Raw genomic sequence first — 16,370 nt, forward strand, 5'->3', positions numbered from 1 at the left:
GTCCGAGTCGCCGCCCGGAGCCGGGGTTCCCGCCTAGCCTGGTTCCAATCTCTGGGCGGCCATGTCGCGCGAGGCCCGGGAGTTGAGGATGACGAAGCCGGTAACGGCCAGCACCAGCGAGCCCAGGCCAAAGACAGCCCCGGTGATCCGGGGCTCATTGTAGAACGAGAGCCAGATTCCGAAGACGAAGGTGCACAGCTGCGTGGCGAACTCCACGAAGGTGCTGCGCGCCGCGAACACCTTACCCAGCAGCTCATGGGGTGTGTACGCCTGGATCAGCGTCGTGTCGTAGGGCGTCAGCAGTCCGCCAATGGTCCGCATCAACAGGATCAAGGCAGCACCCGTCCAGAGCTCTCCAGCGAACAAGAACCCGAAGAACACCAGCACCTGGGCGATCTTCCCCCAGGAGAAGAGGCGGATGGCACGCACCTCGTCATGCACGAGGAAGCGCAGCACCAGCAGTCCGCCCACCACCGAGCCGAAGCCCTGTGCTCCATACATCACGCCAATGCCAGAGGAGCCGCCCTTGAGCACCCCGGCGCCGTAGACGGTGAGCAGCACGTAGTAGGCTCCACCCAGCAGGGACCAGGCAACCCCCGTGATGAAGACGCCCAGGACGATCGGGTTGGACAGCACATACCTGTACCCCGCGAGCAGATCTTCCCGCGACCAGCGGCGGGAGTGGGCCTGGGCCGGGGCATTCAGGACAATCCGCGAGATGAGCAGCGCGGACAGCGCAAACGACGCGGAGTTCAGCCAGAACGCGCCGTTCTGACCGATGAGGCCCGAGATGATCGGCCCCAGGGCCGCGCCCACCGAGGCCATCATGCCTCGCGCCACGTTCATCAGGACATTGGCGATGGGGAGCTGCGGCTTGTCCACGACGCTCGGCATGATGGCGTTGCGCGCCGTGGAGAAGGCAGTCTCGAAGAGAGACATCAATGCCAGCAATGGGTAGATGGACCACACCCAGTCGACCGTGAGGATGAATGTGGCGGCGAGCAGGACTCGGGCGACGTCACTGATGATCATCACCCGGCGGCAATCGCTCCGATCCACCAACGCCCCGATGAACGGCCCGAGCAACAGGGCAGGCAAGGCGCTGGAGACCAGGGTGAGCCCCACGTAGGCGCTCGAGCCGGTCTTCAGGTAGACAATGGCCAGGAGTGAGAACTGGTTGAACCAGTCACCCAGTACACTGAGCGTGTGCGCAATGAACAGGTTGCGGTAGTTGCGATTACTACCGAGAAGCGACGAGGCGGAGTGCGAGGGCTGCATGGCCCCACGTATCATCATCTTCCCCGGGATGCAATGAGTGGCCCGTCGCGTGGTGCGGGGTCGGCCCCGCCCAGGAGTCCGGGCCCCTCCTCCCCGGGGAAACGGCCCCGGAGCCTCCGCCGGGGCCCGCCCCGCGGGCTCAGTAATGGATGCGCATGGGCTCCGACAAATAGTCGTTGCGTGACCGCATCCGCCCATCAACGATCTCGAGCATGGTCCTTCCGAAGAAGTAGAAGCGGAGCACGTATCCGCTCGTCGACTCCCGGGTGAAGACGCCGTACTGCAGACCTTCCGCGACGAAGGTTTCCACCGCATCCGGCTCGCCGCACAGGCCAAGTACCTTCTCGAGACTCATGCCCACTTCCAGCTTGGAGAGGATCTCCTCGGGCAGCTGTTTGTCCTTGATGGGAACGAGCTGGACCCTGGCGGGGGGCGCGGAGGGATTGCCCGGCTTGCGCGCCACCAGCTTGTCCATGGGATAGGGGTGGGTTGGCACCCCGGGGTGGCGCTCCCACTTGACATAGCGGTCGTACCGGACGATCTCCCAGTCCGAGTAGAAGTGCTTGAGTTCCAGGGGGCCCACCGAATGGGGGAACCCGCTCTTCCTGAACTCCTCCGCCTCCGGGTACTCGGGGGTGAAGTACTTGGCGGAACTCATGTTGAACCCACCGGGCCGGGTCTTTTCCCTCGCACGCGTGAGCAGCGTCTGCCAGTCCTCCCGCTTCATCCACGCGGGCAGCCCATGTGCCAGGATGGCGTCGTACTCTTCGGTGAACTCCAGCTCCATCAGATCCGCGACGATTGTCTTGACAGTGACGCCCGCACGCTCGCTCATGTCATTGAGCTTGGCGATGGCGTTCTTTGACAAATCCACCGCGGTGACCTTGAAGCCCTGGGTGGCGAGGTAGAGGGAGTTGCGCCCCTCTCCACAGCCCAGGTCGAGCACGTTGGCCCCCGGCTGAAGAGCGGCCGCCATCTCGATCACTTCAGAGCTGGGCCCTCCCATGGTGGAGACGTTGGGATTGCCGTACCCGACCTCCCAATATCGCTCCCCCTCAGCGGAAGTCTTCTCACGATGGTCTGACATTTAACGGTGGCTCCTGAAAAAAGGACGGGCAGTGTATCGTTTCCGCTCTGGCTCGGAAAGCTCTCCAAGCCCACCAGCGCAACGCGATCATCGGAGCCCTGGCGTCAAGCGCCCGCGCGCCAGTGTTGGATTTTGAACACTCGCGGCCTCGTGAACACCTGTCAATTTAAATTTTTTCACGTCGGATATCTATTTTATTTATAATGGTATTCTTGGTGTCCTTGGACGAGTCAGTCGGCATCCTCTAAAAGGCCGGCCGTGAATCCTCGACTCACCACCTGTGGTGGGTGATCTGTCGGAATGTTGAACCCTACTTTTCGGAGGTGAATTCGGTGGACTTCGACCAGAAGTTCGGTCCAGAGGCTTTGACATTCGACGACGTTCTCTTGTTGCCCGCGAAGTCGGATGTGCTGCCGCGCGATTGCGATGTGAGCACGCTGCTGACCCGGGAGATCCGCCTGAGCATCCCGCTCGTCTCCTCGCCGATGGACACCGTTACCGAGGCCCGGATGGCGATCACCCTGGCGCGTGAAGGTGGCATTGGAGTCCTGCACAAGTCAATGGATGTGGGGCGGCAAGCCCAACTGGTCAACCAGGTCAAGCGTTCCGAGAACGGCGTCATCCGGGATCCCATCTCGTGCAATCCGGAAGATGCCATCCGCAAGGCGCAGGAGCTGATGGGCCAGTACCACATCTCCGGTGTGCCCGTGGTGGATCGCACCGGGTTGCTGGTGGGCATCATCACGAACCGGGACGTCCGGTTCGAGGAGAACTGGGATCAGCCGATCTCCGCCGTCATGACGAAGGAGCATCTCGTCACGGCCCCCGAGGGAACGACCCTGGAGCAGGCCAAGGACATCCTGCGCAAGCACAAGGTGGAAAAGCTGCCCTTGGTGGATTCGCGCGGCATGCTCAAGGGGCTGATCACCATCAAGGACATCGAGAAGGTCCGCAAGTATCCGAATGCGGCCAAGGACGCCCGGGGCCGTTTGCTGGTGGCGGCCGCCGTCGGAGCGACGCCCCAGTACATGGAGCGGGTGGACGCGCTGGTGGAGGCCGGGGTGGACGTGGTGGTCGTGGACAGCGCCCACGGTCAGGCTCAGGGCGTGCTGTCGACGGTGTCTGGCATCAAGCACAGACATCCCAAGCTGCAGGTGATTGGCGGCAATGTGTCAACCTATGACGGGGCACGAGACATGTGCGAGGCGGGCGCGGACGCGATCCGAGTCGGCATGGGCCCTGGATCGATTTGCACCACCCGCATGGTGGCGGGCATCGGCGTGCCCCAGATCACGGCCGTCTATGAGAGCACCCGCGCCGCCAGCCAGTATGGCGTGCCGGTGATCGCCGACGGTGGCGTGCGGTACAGCGGAGACATCGTCAAGGCCCTGGCGGCGGGCGCCCATGTGGTGATGATGGGCTCGGTCTTCGCCGGAACGGATGAATCGCCAGGCGACACGGAGATCTACCAGGGCCGCTCCTTCAAGGTGTACCGGGCGATGGGCTCCCTGGGCGCCATGCGGGATGGTTCTCCGGATCGCTACTTCCAGGAGAAGGGCCCCAAGCTGGTACCCGAGGGCATTGAAGGCCGCGTGCCGTCCCGCGGCCCTGTCTCGGACACCATCTTCCAGCTCGTGGGCGGTCTGCGCGCTGGCATGGGTTACTGCGGCACCCGCAACATCGAGGAGTTGCGCAAGAACGGGCGTTTCATCCGCATCACGAGCTCCGGCGTGCGCGAGAGTCACCCGCACGACGTGCAGATCACCAAGGAAGCCCCGAACTACACCCCGCTGTAGGTCACGCGGAGTGTACCCGCCCACGCGGGAAATGGAGACAGGCCGGTCGCTGTCTCCTCCCCTGCTAGTCATTGCTCCGATGGGTCGGCGTCAATCGTTGGCCCCGGACGTAGGTGGCGCGCACGGGACCTGCGTCATGTTGGAACAACAACGCGTCGAACAGCCCCTCTGGCCCTACGTGCGCGGGGACGTTCAGCGCCACCAGGTCCGCCTCGTAGCCAGGTGCGATCCGCCCCACCTGTCCACCCAGCCCCAGCGCGAGCGCTCCTCCGGTGGTGGCGCGCCACAGCAGTTCCTCCGGTGACACCGGTGCCTGGAGGACGAGCGCCGCGTCATATGCGCTCGCGGCCACCCGACGCATCGAGAAGGTCCGCCCGGCCCCCATGTCCGTGGCCAGACCCACCCGGATACCCCGGCGGGTCGCCTGTCGCAACGGCATGCATCCGCTGTTCAGGAAGAAGTTGCTGTCCGGGCAGTGCGCGACGACGGCGTCGTGGCGCGCGATTCGCTCCCACTCTCCTTCCGACAGCCACACGCAATGGGCGAACAGGGAGTGATTGCCCACCAAGCCGTGGTCCTCGTACACGCCCAGGTAGTCGCGCGAGGAGGGAAAGGCCGCCGCCGTGGCGTGCACCTCGTCCCGGTTCTCCGCCAGGTGGGTCTGAATCCACAGGCCGTGACGTTCGGCCAGCCGGGCGGCCCCCCGCAGCAACTCCGGGGTACAGCTCAGCCCGAATCGGGGCGTCACGCAAAAACGGAGCCGGTTCTTGTCGTGGCCGTGCCAGCGGTCGATCAGGACGGAGCAGGCGTCCAGGGCGGAGGCCGGTTCGTGGAGCAGCATCGCCGGAGCGGACCTGTCCATCAGGGTCATTCCGGCGAGGGCTCGCAGGCCGCGCCGATCCAGCTCGGCGAACAGCGCATCCGTGGCGTCGAAGTGGCTGGAACTGAAGATGGCGGCGCAGGTGGTGCCCTGGGCGATGAGGGCATCACAGAACTCTCTGGCCACCTGCTCGGCGTAGGCCCGCTCACCAAAGCGAGCCTCCTCTGGAAACACCGACCGCTCCAGCCACTGCAGCAATGGGCCACTGGCGCTGCCGAGCATCCGCGTTTGAGGAAAATGGATGTGTGTATCGATGAAGCTGGGCAGGAGAACAGCCCCGGGGTGCGTTTCCGGGATGCGGCAGTCGCTGGGGGCGGCCCGCACCGACTGGATGAGTCCATGCGCATCCAGTTCAATCAACGCATCTGGAACCAGCTCGAAGCGTGCATTGGTTTGCTCGGGACACAGAAGACGGCCGCGCAGGGTGCGAAGTGTGGGTTCAGACAAGAGAGTGACTCCTGGATGGTGGCTCGGCGTTCATTATGCTCCAGAACGACGGGCTCCAAGCAGGGATCAGCATGCGGCTGTGCATTTGCGTGAGGGCTGGCTACCTCGCCGCGAGATTGATCTCGAGACACACGCCCTACCGGAAGACTGGCAACCTGGTGCTCTCCGCCAAGGGCATGTTGTACATCGGACTGGATCAGGCGTTCTGTCCCCCATCGACCGTGATGCTGGTACCCGTCACATGGGCGGCGTCCGGCCCGGCGAGGAATGCGACCGCGGCCGCGATGTCCTCCGACTTGCCATAGTGCCCCAAGGCGCTGAGTCCGCGCTGCTTCTCGGCTCTCGGTCCGTTCGCCGGGTTCATGTCGGTGTCGGTCGAGCCCGGGTTGACCAGGGTCACGGCAATTCCCCGTGGCCCCACGTCTCGAGCCAGGCCCCTGGTCAGCGAAATCAACGCCGACTTGGTCATGGAGTACACCGTGACGCCACCGAAGGCCACGCGCTCGGCGAGATTGCTGCCGATGTTGATGATGCGACCGCCGCGAGGCAGGTGTGGAATCGCCGCCCGCGTGGCCAGCACGACCGCCCGGATGTTCACGTTCAAAAGCGCGTCGATGTCCTCGAGCGTCATCTCCTCGAGCGGACCCCCCCGGGCAATGCCCGCGTTGTTGACGAGGATGTCCAGGCCGCCAAGCCGTTCGACCGTCGCCGAGACGGAACGCTGAACAGCCGCGGGATCGGCGCTGTCGGCCTGGATCGCGATGACCTTCCTCCCGAGCCCCTCGAGCTCTCGTGCGAGCGCCTGGGCCGCTTCGGCCGAGCGCTGATAGGTGAATGCGATGTCCGCGCCCTCCGCCGCGAGCCTTCGCGCGATCGCGGCACCGATTCCACGACTCGCTCCGGTGACGAGCGCCCTCTTGCCAGCAAGCTTCGACATGGTGTTCCCTTTCTGTGATGGTCGACACAAAATGCTCGGAGAAGGTACGAACGTCAAGAGGTTTCTGTGCCGACCACTACAGAAAAGAAGGCGCCCAAGCGTGGCCGCCCAAGAGAGTTCGACCGGGAGAAGGCGCTGTGCGCCGCGATGGAGCTGTTCTGGCGCAAGGGCTTCACCGCGACGTCCATCGCGGAGCTGTGCGCCGCCATGGGGATCAACTCACCCAGCCTCTATGCGGCGTTCGGCGGCAAGGAAGCCCTCTACGAGGAGGCCATACGCCAGTACCAGGTGACTTATGGTCCCTTCGTCTGGGACGGGTTCTTCGAGGCTCCGACCGCGTACGACGCGATCGAGGCCTTGCTGCTCAGCTCCGCCGAGGTCCTACCCAGGCGAGGAAAACCCCTGGGATGCATGGTGACGCTCGCCTCCGCGGGAGACGAGGGCCATGCCGAGCTGAAGGCACTCCTCGTGGAGCAACGTGCCCATATCCTCCAGCGCATCCGCGAGCGTCTCGAGCGTGCCATGGCCGAAGGTGAGCTCTCACGCAGCGTGGAGCCGATACCCATCGCCCGGTTCTACGCGGGCGTCCAGCAGGCGATGTCCATCCAGGCCCGTGATGGTGCGACCCGCGAGGACCTGCGGGCCACGGCCCGGCTCGCCATGAAGGCGTGGAAGACAGTGACGGAAGCGAGCGCTTCCTGACCGCTCCGGGCTCGGTGTCGGCCCCCATCGTCCTGCCAGAGCACGAGCTGCTGCCCCAGCTCGCGCGGCTGGGGGTCGCCATGCAGCGGCGCGAGTACGACCATGCCATGGGGGCGCATGGCAACCCGACCGTGTTCGACGACGATCTGCGTCTGCCCCGAACCTCGTCCTCTTCCATGACCCCAACGACGTGCATCCACGCCCCCGGGCCCCCGACTTCTACGAGTAGCCGCACGCCGGATCGCCCGGCGAACGAGCCATATCCCAGGGTCGGACCGGGGTGTTACATCCCCCCTCATGGATGAGTCGACGGGAAGAGAGCGAGGCCAGCTCCAGGGCAAGCGGAAGCAGCCCCGGAAGGTGTCTCCGCGCTACCTGGAGAACGCCGCGCTGCACTACCTCAAGCGGTACTCGGCGACGATGAGCCAGCTCAAGACCGTGCTCGTGCGCAGGGTGGACAGGTCCCTGCGCTTCCACGGCGGCGAGCGCACCGAGGCGCTCGGTTGGGTGGACGCGCTCGTGGAGAAGCTCGTGCGCAACGGGCTCGTCAACGACCAGGCCTATGCGGAGACGAAGGCCCATTCGCTGCGCGCCTCGGGCCGCAGCGCCCGGGTGATCGCCCAGAAGCTCAAGCTCAAGGGCGTGGCCAAGGAGGTCGTCGAGCAGAAGGTGGCCGAGGCCTCCGCGGAGGTGTCCGAGGAGCAGGCCGCGCGCATCTGGGCGCGCAAGAAGCGGTTGGGGCCCTTCCGGCGCGACCCGAAGACCCGCTCGGACAACCGGCAGCGGGATCTCGCCGCCATGGCCCGCGCGGGCTTCTCCTTCGCCATGGCGAAGAAGATCATCGATGGCTCGGCGGACGAGCCACCCCCTCCGTTCTAGATGACGTCTGTATAAGAAGATCCCCCTTCAGCTAGAAATCATGGTACTCCGCTTAATACGGAAGAAAATTTCTGTCGCGGAGTTCCTGGATTTCACGGAGTGTGAAAGGGTCTTCCATGCCGTTCATCTCGAGGAGCGTTCATCCGGGGGCACGTCCCCGCTTGCTTGCCCTGTGTCTGTGTCTGTCCGGGGCGACGAGCGCCGCGCAGAGCCAGACGCCGTTTGGAGCCAATGGCTTTCCAGGGGTGATCAAGGCCCAGGACTTCGACCAGGGCGGAGAGGGCGTGGCCTATCACGACTCCGACTCGGTCAATTCCCATGCGTATTACCGGCCGGACGAGGCGGTGGACATCGGCATCCGGGGCTCGGGCACCTACGAGGTCCGCACCTCTCCGGGTGAATGGCTGGAGTACACGGTCAACGTGGCGCAGGGCGGACGCTACGAGCTCGCCCTCTCCTACTCGCTTCCGAGCGGCACGGGAGCGGTCCGCATCGGCTGGGACGGTGCGAACGAAGTCCCCGTCACCCTTCCGGCCACGGGCGGCCACGGGACCTTCCAGAGCTACAAGGTGCCGGTGCCCATCGACATCCCCCAGGGCACGCACGTGCTGCGCCTGACCTTCGTCGGAGGAGACCTCTACGTGAGACAGCTCGGCTCGGCGCGGCTCGCCGGCCGGGCCTTCTACCTGAGCCGCTCGGGTGCTGGCGCCAAGGATGGGTCCAGCTGGAGCCAGGCGTTCTCGGCGGATCAACTCCAGACCACCCTGAACCAGACGCTCCAGCCCGGGGACACGCTGTACGTGGCGGGAGGTGTCTACCAGAGCAGTACACCCTTCTCCTTCTCGCTCACGACGAGCGGAACGGACGCGCTGCACAAGAAGGTGGTGGGGGTGGACCTGGGCCAGGGGCTGCCCGTCTTCAAGGGGCAGTGGAATCCGGCCAATCCGGGCGCCTCCAGCAAGAGCTATGCGTTCCTGCGGTTCACGGGCGCGCACTACTGGGACATCGAGCGGCTGAGCGCCGAGAACTACTACTACGGCGTCCGGGCCGACACCTCGTCCCACCTCCAGCTGAGCGAGCTGCACCTGAGCCAGATTCGAGAAGGTCTCGCCTTGAGCCACGTCTCGGACTCGAAGGTGTCGCGGTCCGACGCCCGGAAGTACACCAAGCGCGGAATCCGCTTCATCGAGGACGTGTCCGACCTGCTCGTGGAGGACTTCCTCGCGGATGCCACGCTGGGCGATTCCACCTGGCCGACGGAAGCCTACCCCTTCGGCGTCTCCATCGAGAATCCCGCGGATCCCACCCTGCCCACCCATGACGTGGTGTTCAACCGCGTCACCGCCCGGAACAACACGTTCACGACCGCCTCCACCGGCGACTACCAGAACGGGGACGGCTTCTCGTTGGAGCGCTCGGCCTTCGGCATCTCCTTCTTGAACTCGGCCGCGCTCGACAACACCGATGGTGGCTGGGATGACAAGTCCCAGGCGGCCTACTACGAGAACTGCGTGGCGCTGCGCAACAAGCGCAACTTCCGCCTCTGGAATGACAGCGCCCAGCCCACGACGTTGAACAACGTGCTGAGCGCCTTCGCCCAGAAGCACGACACCTACTCGACCGCGGGCCTGTGGTCCCAGGGCTACGTGGAGGTGTACGGCTCCACGTTCTACGCGAACGCGGGCAGTGAGATCGTGCTCGAGAACAACGCCACCCCCGCGGCGCGCGTGAAGATCGTGAACTCCATCGCCTCGGACGCCACGGCCTGTGGAAGCGTGGCCTCCAAGGAGGGCGGCACCACCCTGGAGTGGGTCAACAGCCGGCTGTGCGACGGGGCGGCCGCGTCCCCGGTGCCGCTCCGGGCCCCCCGTGCCGACTGGACGGGAGACCCCGCGGACGCCTTCAACCCCGCGGATGCCTCCGTGCTCCAGGGATACCGGCCCGCCCCCTAAAGGCCACCCCTTTCAAGGTCGAAAGGCAGACGTTTCTCGCCAGCAAATAAGTCAGGGTGGGAGTGGCGAGCCACGGAGAACAGGCCTTCATCAAGACACTCCTCTCCCATGAAGCGCACGACTCTGGACGCTCGACTCTCTATCCTCTTGGCTTCTTTCTGTTCCTCGCCTTCCTGTCTCCTGCTCAGGAGAGTTTCTCTCCCTTGAGCACGCGCGCTGTTGCCACGTGTTTGCGCGCCACCTCTCCCGGTACATAGCCCTTCTTCACTTTCTTCTTGGCGGCTCGGGGATGTTTGCGCAGCGTAGCAACCCTCACTTTCTTCGCCAGTTCCAGTAGGGTCGCGCTCAACTGCTCCGCGGACTGTGCCTCCTGCCCACTCCAGTCCTCCGGCTCCACCATCAACATCATTCCACCGTAGGCGAACTTCACTTCGGCTGCGATGTAATAGGTGGATATCTGTATCTTGGCTGCCTCCAAGTCATGACTGGCCTCCACTGCTGACTTCACCACCGACAACGCGTTGTAGGCCAGGACCGCCACCCCGAAGGCGAGCAGCGCCGCTTTCGGCCTTCCCAGACTCCTCACCTCGCTCTCGAGCACTGCTTCCAACTCTCCAAACATTCCTTCTATCTTCCAGCGCTTCCTGTACAACTCCGCTACCTCCACCGCGCTCAGTTTCTCCTCTGGCACGTTCGTCAGGAGCCGGATGACTGTCTCTCCGTCTTCCGTCGGCTCTTCCAAATGCACTTCAATCCGTCTCAACTCCAACGGCTTCTCCCCCTCCACTCGCACGGCCTGCTCGAAGACACGTCCTGTCTCCCCGCGTCCTACTTCCCGCTTTTCTCCCAACTCAGTTGGACTGGGGGACGCTCCATGCTCTCGGATGATGAAGGCGGCCTGCTTCTCATGCACCGCGCGCAGAATCCTGCTCGTGCTGAAGTTCCTGTCGGCCAGCCATAACTCCCCCTCACGCACTCGCTCCAATACCGGCCCCATCAAGGCGCGCTCCTGCGCATGCGCATCCTCCGCGGGCAGGACATCCACCACCAGCCCCATCTCGGGCGCATACACCACCAAGGACTGCCCGGGTAGGGCCGCTCCCCGGAATTCTCTCAAGGGTTTGAGCCTCTTCTCGCTGGCTGGCAGGTGATTGCCATCCAACACGCGCACCTGGTAGCCCGCCGCCCACTCTTCCTTCTTCTTCATGGGCTCCACCACCGGCATCAATCTCTCCGCGCTTCCTTGCACCAGGGCGCGTACCACGTGAGGCTCCGTGCGATTGACTTTGTCGTACAGCGCAGCCAATGAGACGGGCAGGTTCTCGTCCGCCTGCGCCGCGGCATGGAGGGAGGGCCGCAATCCCACCGCAACCAGCCCCATCAAATCCACCACTGTGGAGAAGAGCAACTCGCGTGTGTATTGCTTGTCGCGCTGCTCCTCGAACAACGTGTCAACCCACTGCGAATCCAACGCATACTGGAGCGCCTGGCGCACCATGACTGTTACAGGACTGCGCTTCGACAAACGCTCCACGATGGCTTCCAGGGCCACGCTCTCTCTCCTCGGCGAAAGGGCGAGCTGGAGTTGGTCTTGCTCGTCCGAAATCTCGGACCCACCTCCGCTCAGATGGGCGCTCATGCCCCCACCTGACCGCTATGGTAGCACCCTCCACATGACCTTGAAAGTGGTGCCCCTAAAGGCCCTCCACCCTTCAGGGCAGGTCGCGCTCCAGCAGCAGGTTCACGAGCGGAACGCTGTAGCGGTCGTCGGGGAGGCGGTCGACGATGCGGAAGCCCGCGTTCAGGTAAAGCCCAAGCGACTGAGGCAGCCCCTCGACCGTCCAGAGATAGACGCGCGAGAAGCCCGCGGCACGGCAGAACTCCAGCGCGCGCCGCACGAGCTCCTTGCCAATGCCCCGGCCGTGGTACGCCTCTTCGACGATGACCCAGCGCAGGCGCGCCCCCGGCTGATCCGTCTGCGAGCCCTCGACGGCGATGGAACCGACGAGCCGGCCGTCGAGGTGGGCCGTCAACAGGAGGTCGCGGCCGGCCTGGTAGTGCGCGAGGAACTCGCGCAGCTCCTGCGCCATCATTCCCTCGAACTCGGCGCCCGAGCCCCAGGCCTTGGCGTAGTAGATGCCGTGCAGCTCGGCGATCCGGCCCAGGAGGCCCGGCCGGTAGCCCTCGACGTACTCGGTTCCCACGTACGTAGTACTCGTGTGCTCGGTTCTCATGTGCTCATCTCCCATGGGGGTCATAGGTCCTCGTAGGGGGTGCCCTCGTCCCAGAGCCGCTCGAAGGCGAGGTTCAGCAGGGCGACGGCGCCCCGGTGGCGCAGGGCGACGGCGGTGAAGCTGGGCGGACCGCCCACCGGGTCCTGCATCGAGAGCAGCGCGACCTCGTCGTCGAAGACCTGCATCTTCACCGGCAGGGTGTGGACGACCCGGATCCGCTGCCCCTTCTTGCTCAGCGTGCCCATCCACTCGCGCAGTTCCGGATCGTCCAGTGCCTCTCGCTCATAGAGCGCGCGGTAGCGCACGCCTCGCTCGAGCGGGACGTGCAGGAAGTGGCGGTTCTGCTCCGAGGAGAGGATGAGGGGGCGCTTGATGAGCGAGTGGACGTGGTGCTTCGCCGCGCTCGCGAAGGCGATGGCCTGCACGGCGATGCGCGCGGGGTCGGCCAGGGCCTCGACATACTGCAGCGGATCGTTCTCCCCCTTCCCTGACTGAAAGAGGGGGCCCAGTTGCGCCGCCAGCGCCAGGGCCACCGCGGCCGTCCGCTCGCGCTCGCGCTCGAGCTCCATGGCTCGCTTCGCGCTGAGCGCGGGCAGGGCCGTCGTCGGATCCGTGGGGAAGAACGTGCGCGGGGTGGTGTCACGCGCGACGCACAGGCCCTTGGCCTCCAGCGAGCGGAGCACGTCGTAGATGCGCTGCCGCGGCACCCGCGCCCGCTCGGCGAGCTCCGTGGAGCCCTGGCCGCTCCGGGAGAGCAACGCGAGGTAGACGCCACTCTCGTAGGCGTTGAGCCCGAGGCTCGCCAGGTCCGTGCTCGAAGCCTCCACCTCTGTCCCTGTCTTCACCGCTGTCGCTCCCGGACGCTGTCGCCGACTCCCCGGCTCAACACCACTTCCCAGTGGTGTCACCCTGATTAACACCACTGGGTAGTGGTGTCAACGTGAGCAGTGCGAGCGTCCCCGGCCCGCGCCCAGGCAGGGGTCTGCTCTCACGTGAGTGGCGGCAACGTCCGAGAGGCGCGCGGCTCGACCCACGAGGCCGAGCCGCGTTACGCCCACGTGCTCCTAGAACTTCACCTGGAGGGACTTCAGGTTGTGGCCCAGGGGCGGCGACACCTGCCAGTCCGGCTGCTGGTAGGCGGGCCGGACGTTCGGGAAGCGGCGCAGCAGGATGCGGAAGCACTCATCCGCCTCCATGCGCGCCAGCGCCGCGCCCAGGCAGTAGAAGGCACCCATGCCGAAGCCCAGGTGCCGGTTGGGCTTGCGGGTGATGTCGAAGCGATCCGGGTCCGGGAACACCTCGGGGTCGCGGTTGCCGGCCCCCAGGGCCAGGTAGAAGGTCTGGCCCGCGGGGAACGAGCGGCCACACACCTCCACCGGCTCGATGCTCACCCGGGAGATCACGCTCGCGGGACCATCGCAGCGCATCATCTCCTCCACCGCCGTGGCCATCAGCTCCGGCCGCGCCTTGAGGGCCTCGAACTGGTCGGGGTGCTCGAAGAGCAGCACCAGGCCGTTGGCGATGAGGTTGGCCGTCGTCTCGTGCCCGGCGAAGAGCAGGAGCACGCAGTTGGACACGATCTCCTCCTCGCTCAGGGTGCCCTCCTTCGAGGCGGCCAGCAGCACGCTGATGAGATCCTCGCTGGGCGCGCGGCGGCGCTCCTCGAGCAGGGGACGCAGGTAGTCCTGCATCTCCAGGACGCTGCGCTGGGAGCGGCGCAGCTGGTGGATGTCCGAGCGCTGGAAGAGGGCGGTGATGTCACGCGACCACGCCTGCAGCTTCTCCCGGTCGCGCGTGGGCATGCCCAGCATCTCGGCGATGACGTTGGCGGGCAGCGGGTAGGCCAGCTCCTCCACCACGTCCATGCCGCCCCGGGGCTCGGCCGCGTCGAGCAGCTCCTCGGTGAGCTGGCGCACGCGCGGGCGAAGCGCATCCACGGTGCCGGGCGTGAAGTAGCGCTTGAGCAGGAGCTGGAAGCGCAGGTGATCCTGCTCGTTGGTGTGGCCCATCCACAACTGGATGGACTGGCGCACCGGAAGCAGCTCCTGCTGCTGCTCCGGCGTCAGCAGATCCATCCAGTTCGCCATGTTGGAGGAGGCCAGACGCCGGTCCTTCAACGCCGCGAGGATGTCCGCGTAGCGAGTGAGCACATAGGCATTGAGCTGGGGGCTCCAGACCAGCGGATTCTCGGCGCGGATCCGATGCAGCGTGGGCATCGGGTTGGCCATCATCTCCGGCGTGAACAGATCGTAGGACGGAAGCGAAGCAGCGGTGGTCGTCGTCATGGCGGGAGTCTCCACCCAGAAGCAACTCGGGTAAAGCGTGAAGAAGGAGGAGGAATTCTTCCATCTGGTCAAACCTTTTTGACCACTTGGATGATTCCCCGCTCCGCGAGCGGCCCGGCGAACTGTTCACCCGGAACCTCCGCATCACCCTCGAGCGCGAAAGACATCCCTCCGCATGACTGGCAAACCCTCATGCGGTGGTTGCTCGAAAGGGAGGACACATGCGCAAGCTGATGGTGATGACGGTGGCCGCACTCGGAGTGATGGTGGGCTATCCGACGGCGGAGGCGAAGAACGCGCCGCAGCAGCAGGGGTCGGAAGCGGCCAAGACCCAACAGGGCGCGACGGACGCGGAGATCGACGAAGCCCACCGGATGAACAAGGAGTACGACGCCGCCAAGGCGGCGGACAAGTCCGGCGCCAAGACGCAAGAGGAGATCGGGAAGGTCGAGTCCGTGTCGGGTGACAGCCTCACGATCCGGATCCCCAGCAAGGCCAACCGCAAGATGGACCGCCTCAAGGTGGACGCGCAGTCCAAGATCGTCAAGGACGCCCGGCCCGCGACCATCTCCGAGTTGAAGGAAGGCGACGAGGTCCGCGTCTCCTACAAGATCGTCGGCAACGAGCGGCAGCTCGTCAGCGTGGACGCCACCTCGGCGAAGGCCCCCGCTCCAGTTCCCGAGAAGAAGGCCCCGTAACCGCACGCGGGCTCACACGAAGCGGGCCAGGGCGAAGCGCGACAGGCCCCAGGGCACCTGCTGGTCCGTGGCCATCCAGGCCGCGATCCGGCCGAGCAGCACGGTGAACTTGAAGCCGTGCCCGCTCAATCCCCCCACCACCGTCACCCGGGGCTCCCCGGACAGACGGTCCACCACGAAGTCGTGGTCCGGCGTCATCGTGTAGAGGCACACCTTCTCGAACGCCACGCGCGGCGACAACCCGGGCAGGTGTTGCGCGCAGGCCCGGCGCAGGGGCTCGCGGTCAGACTCGTGGACCTCCCGATCCACCTGGTGGGGCTCGGTGGGCGTACCCGACTCGTGCAGCGCCACCTTCACGCCGGGCAGGTGTTCGTCGTGAGGGAAGCCGTAGAAGTTCGTGCCGAAGTCGATCCACACCGGGAAGCGCTCCGCGCTGAACCGCGCGAGCGGCTCCGTCGGCTCGAAGTGGCAGTACACCTGCCGCGTCACCGTGAACGGTAACGGGACGAAGCCCGCCAGCAGCCGGGCGGTCCAGGGCCCCGCGCAGACCACCACCCGGTCGAACTCGAGCACCTCGCCATCCGCGAGCACGAGGGCAACGCTCCCCGGCCGAGGCTCGAGGGCCGCCACCCGCACGCCCGCGCGCACCTGCGCCCCATGCGCCGACGCGAGGCGGAGCTGCGCGCGCACGCACGCGGAGGCACGGAGGAAGCCCGCCTCGGGCTCGAATACCCCCACCTCCCCTTCGCGCAGCCGGAAGCCGGGGAACTTCCGCGCGCACGCGGTGGGATCCAGTTCCTCGAAAGGCACCTGGTTGTCCGCGAGTGCCCGGCGGATGGCGGTCAGGTCCGGGTGCCCCACCGGGGCGAAGAACAGGCCACCCGTGCGCGCGAAGAGCTTCTCCCCCGCCTCGCGCTCCAGCTCCGCCCAGAGCGGGTAGGCCTCGCGCATCAGCGACGTGTAGAAGCCATCCGGGTACGTCTTGCGGATGATGCGCGAGGAGCCATACGAGCTGCCCAGATCATGATCGGGCGAGAACTGCTCCACGACGGTGACGACGTGTCCCTCGCGAGCGAGGAACCGTGCCGTCGCGCTGCCCACTCCACCCGCTCCCAGTACGGCGATCCGTGCCATACCGGGCATCCTGCCCCAGCCCGCGACCGCCCGGGAGGGGCTGATGCATCGCGCCGCACCA

The 16,370-nt window shown here is 65.8% G+C and carries 15 protein-coding genes; 6 read left to right on the plus strand and 9 right to left on the minus strand.

The features are described from left to right. Positions 1-33: 33 nt before the first annotated feature. Together CYFUS_RS31160 and CYFUS_RS31165 are read right to left on the minus strand one after the other, a co-directional pair. On the minus strand, positions 34-1,278 hold the full coding sequence (locus CYFUS_RS31160; protein WP_157758767.1) for an MFS transporter: 1,245 nt from the start codon (positions 1,276-1,278) through the stop codon (positions 34-36). Between the two features lie 139 nt (positions 1,279-1,417). Next, positions 1,418-2,365 (minus strand): methyltransferase domain-containing protein, encoded by a 948-nt coding sequence (locus CYFUS_RS31165; protein WP_095988528.1) that lies wholly within the window; start codon positions 2,363-2,365, stop codon positions 1,418-1,420. A gap of 332 nt (positions 2,366-2,697) precedes the next feature. Between CYFUS_RS31165 and guaB the strand changes: the two genes are divergently transcribed. Beyond that, positions 2,698-4,161, plus strand: coding sequence for an IMP dehydrogenase (gene guaB / locus CYFUS_RS31170; protein WP_095992345.1), 1,464 nt, complete (start codon positions 2,698-2,700; stop codon positions 4,159-4,161). Between the two features lie 64 nt (positions 4,162-4,225). Here the strand turns inward: guaB and guaD are convergent, their stop codons facing one another. Together guaD and CYFUS_RS31180 are read right to left on the minus strand one after the other, a co-directional pair. Next, entirely contained in the window at positions 4,226-5,488 is a 1,263-nt protein-coding gene (gene guaD / locus CYFUS_RS31175) for a guanine deaminase (protein WP_095988529.1), read from the minus strand. Positions 5,489-5,684: 196 nt separating this feature from the next. Continuing rightward, complete coding sequence (locus CYFUS_RS31180) at positions 5,685-6,425, minus strand: 3-oxoacyl-ACP reductase family protein (RefSeq protein ID WP_095988530.1); 741 nt, start codon at positions 6,423-6,425, stop codon at positions 5,685-5,687. A gap of 66 nt (positions 6,426-6,491) precedes the next feature. Between CYFUS_RS31180 and CYFUS_RS31185 the strand changes: the two genes are divergently transcribed. From CYFUS_RS31185 to CYFUS_RS31195, 4 genes are all read left to right on the plus strand, one after another. Then, positions 6,492-7,127: a TetR/AcrR family transcriptional regulator gene (locus tag CYFUS_RS31185; protein WP_095988531.1), complete on the plus strand. Its 636-nt coding sequence runs from the start codon at positions 6,492-6,494 to the stop codon at positions 7,125-7,127. Continuing rightward, positions 7,094-7,432 (plus strand): hypothetical protein, encoded by a 339-nt coding sequence (locus tag CYFUS_RS51085; protein WP_157758769.1) that lies wholly within the window; start codon positions 7,094-7,096, stop codon positions 7,430-7,432. Before CYFUS_RS31185 ends, CYFUS_RS51085 begins: the two co-directional genes overlap by 34 nt. After that, positions 7,425-8,006, plus strand: a complete 582-nt coding sequence (locus CYFUS_RS31190) for a regulatory protein RecX (RefSeq protein ID WP_095988532.1) — start codon at positions 7,425-7,427, stop codon at positions 8,004-8,006. Before CYFUS_RS51085 ends, CYFUS_RS31190 begins: the two co-directional genes overlap by 8 nt. Positions 8,007-8,167: 161 nt before the next feature. Further along, positions 8,168-9,958, plus strand: coding sequence for a carbohydrate-binding protein (locus CYFUS_RS31195; protein ID WP_157758770.1), 1,791 nt, complete (start codon positions 8,168-8,170; stop codon positions 9,956-9,958). 184 nt (positions 9,959-10,142) lie between these two features. Here CYFUS_RS31195 and CYFUS_RS31200 read toward each other — a convergent pair whose 3' ends face one another. From CYFUS_RS31200 to CYFUS_RS31215, 4 genes are all read right to left on the minus strand, one after another. Beyond that, on the minus strand, positions 10,143-11,456 hold the full coding sequence (locus tag CYFUS_RS31200) for an IS4 family transposase (RefSeq protein ID WP_095992346.1): 1,314 nt from the start codon (positions 11,454-11,456) through the stop codon (positions 10,143-10,145). A 214-nt stretch (positions 11,457-11,670) separates the two neighbouring features. Then, on the minus strand, positions 11,671-12,192 hold the full coding sequence (locus CYFUS_RS31205) for a GNAT family N-acetyltransferase (RefSeq protein WP_232536922.1): 522 nt from the start codon (positions 12,190-12,192) through the stop codon (positions 11,671-11,673). A 20-nt stretch (positions 12,193-12,212) separates the two neighbouring features. After that, positions 12,213-13,037 carry a TrmB family transcriptional regulator gene (locus CYFUS_RS31210; RefSeq protein ID WP_095988535.1) on the minus strand — a complete coding sequence of 275 codons (825 nt, stop codon included), beginning with the start codon at positions 13,035-13,037 and terminating at the stop codon, positions 12,213-12,215. A gap of 219 nt (positions 13,038-13,256) precedes the next feature. Continuing rightward, entirely contained in the window at positions 13,257-14,477 is a 1,221-nt protein-coding gene (locus CYFUS_RS31215) for a cytochrome P450 (RefSeq protein ID WP_095988536.1), read from the minus strand. Between the two features lie 221 nt (positions 14,478-14,698). Between CYFUS_RS31215 and CYFUS_RS31220 the strand changes: the two genes are divergently transcribed. Beyond that, entirely contained in the window at positions 14,699-15,175 is a 477-nt protein-coding gene (locus CYFUS_RS31220; protein WP_095988537.1) for a hypothetical protein, read from the plus strand. 12 nt (positions 15,176-15,187) lie between these two features. Here CYFUS_RS31220 and solA read toward each other — a convergent pair whose 3' ends face one another. Continuing rightward, entirely contained in the window at positions 15,188-16,309 is a 1,122-nt protein-coding gene (gene solA, locus CYFUS_RS31225; protein ID WP_095988538.1) for an N-methyl-L-tryptophan oxidase, read from the minus strand. Between the last annotated feature and the right edge of the window lie 61 nt (positions 16,310-16,370).

The organism is Cystobacter fuscus (genome assembly GCF_002305875.1).
GTDB lineage: Bacteria > Myxococcota > Myxococcia > Myxococcales > Myxococcaceae > Cystobacter > Cystobacter fuscus_A.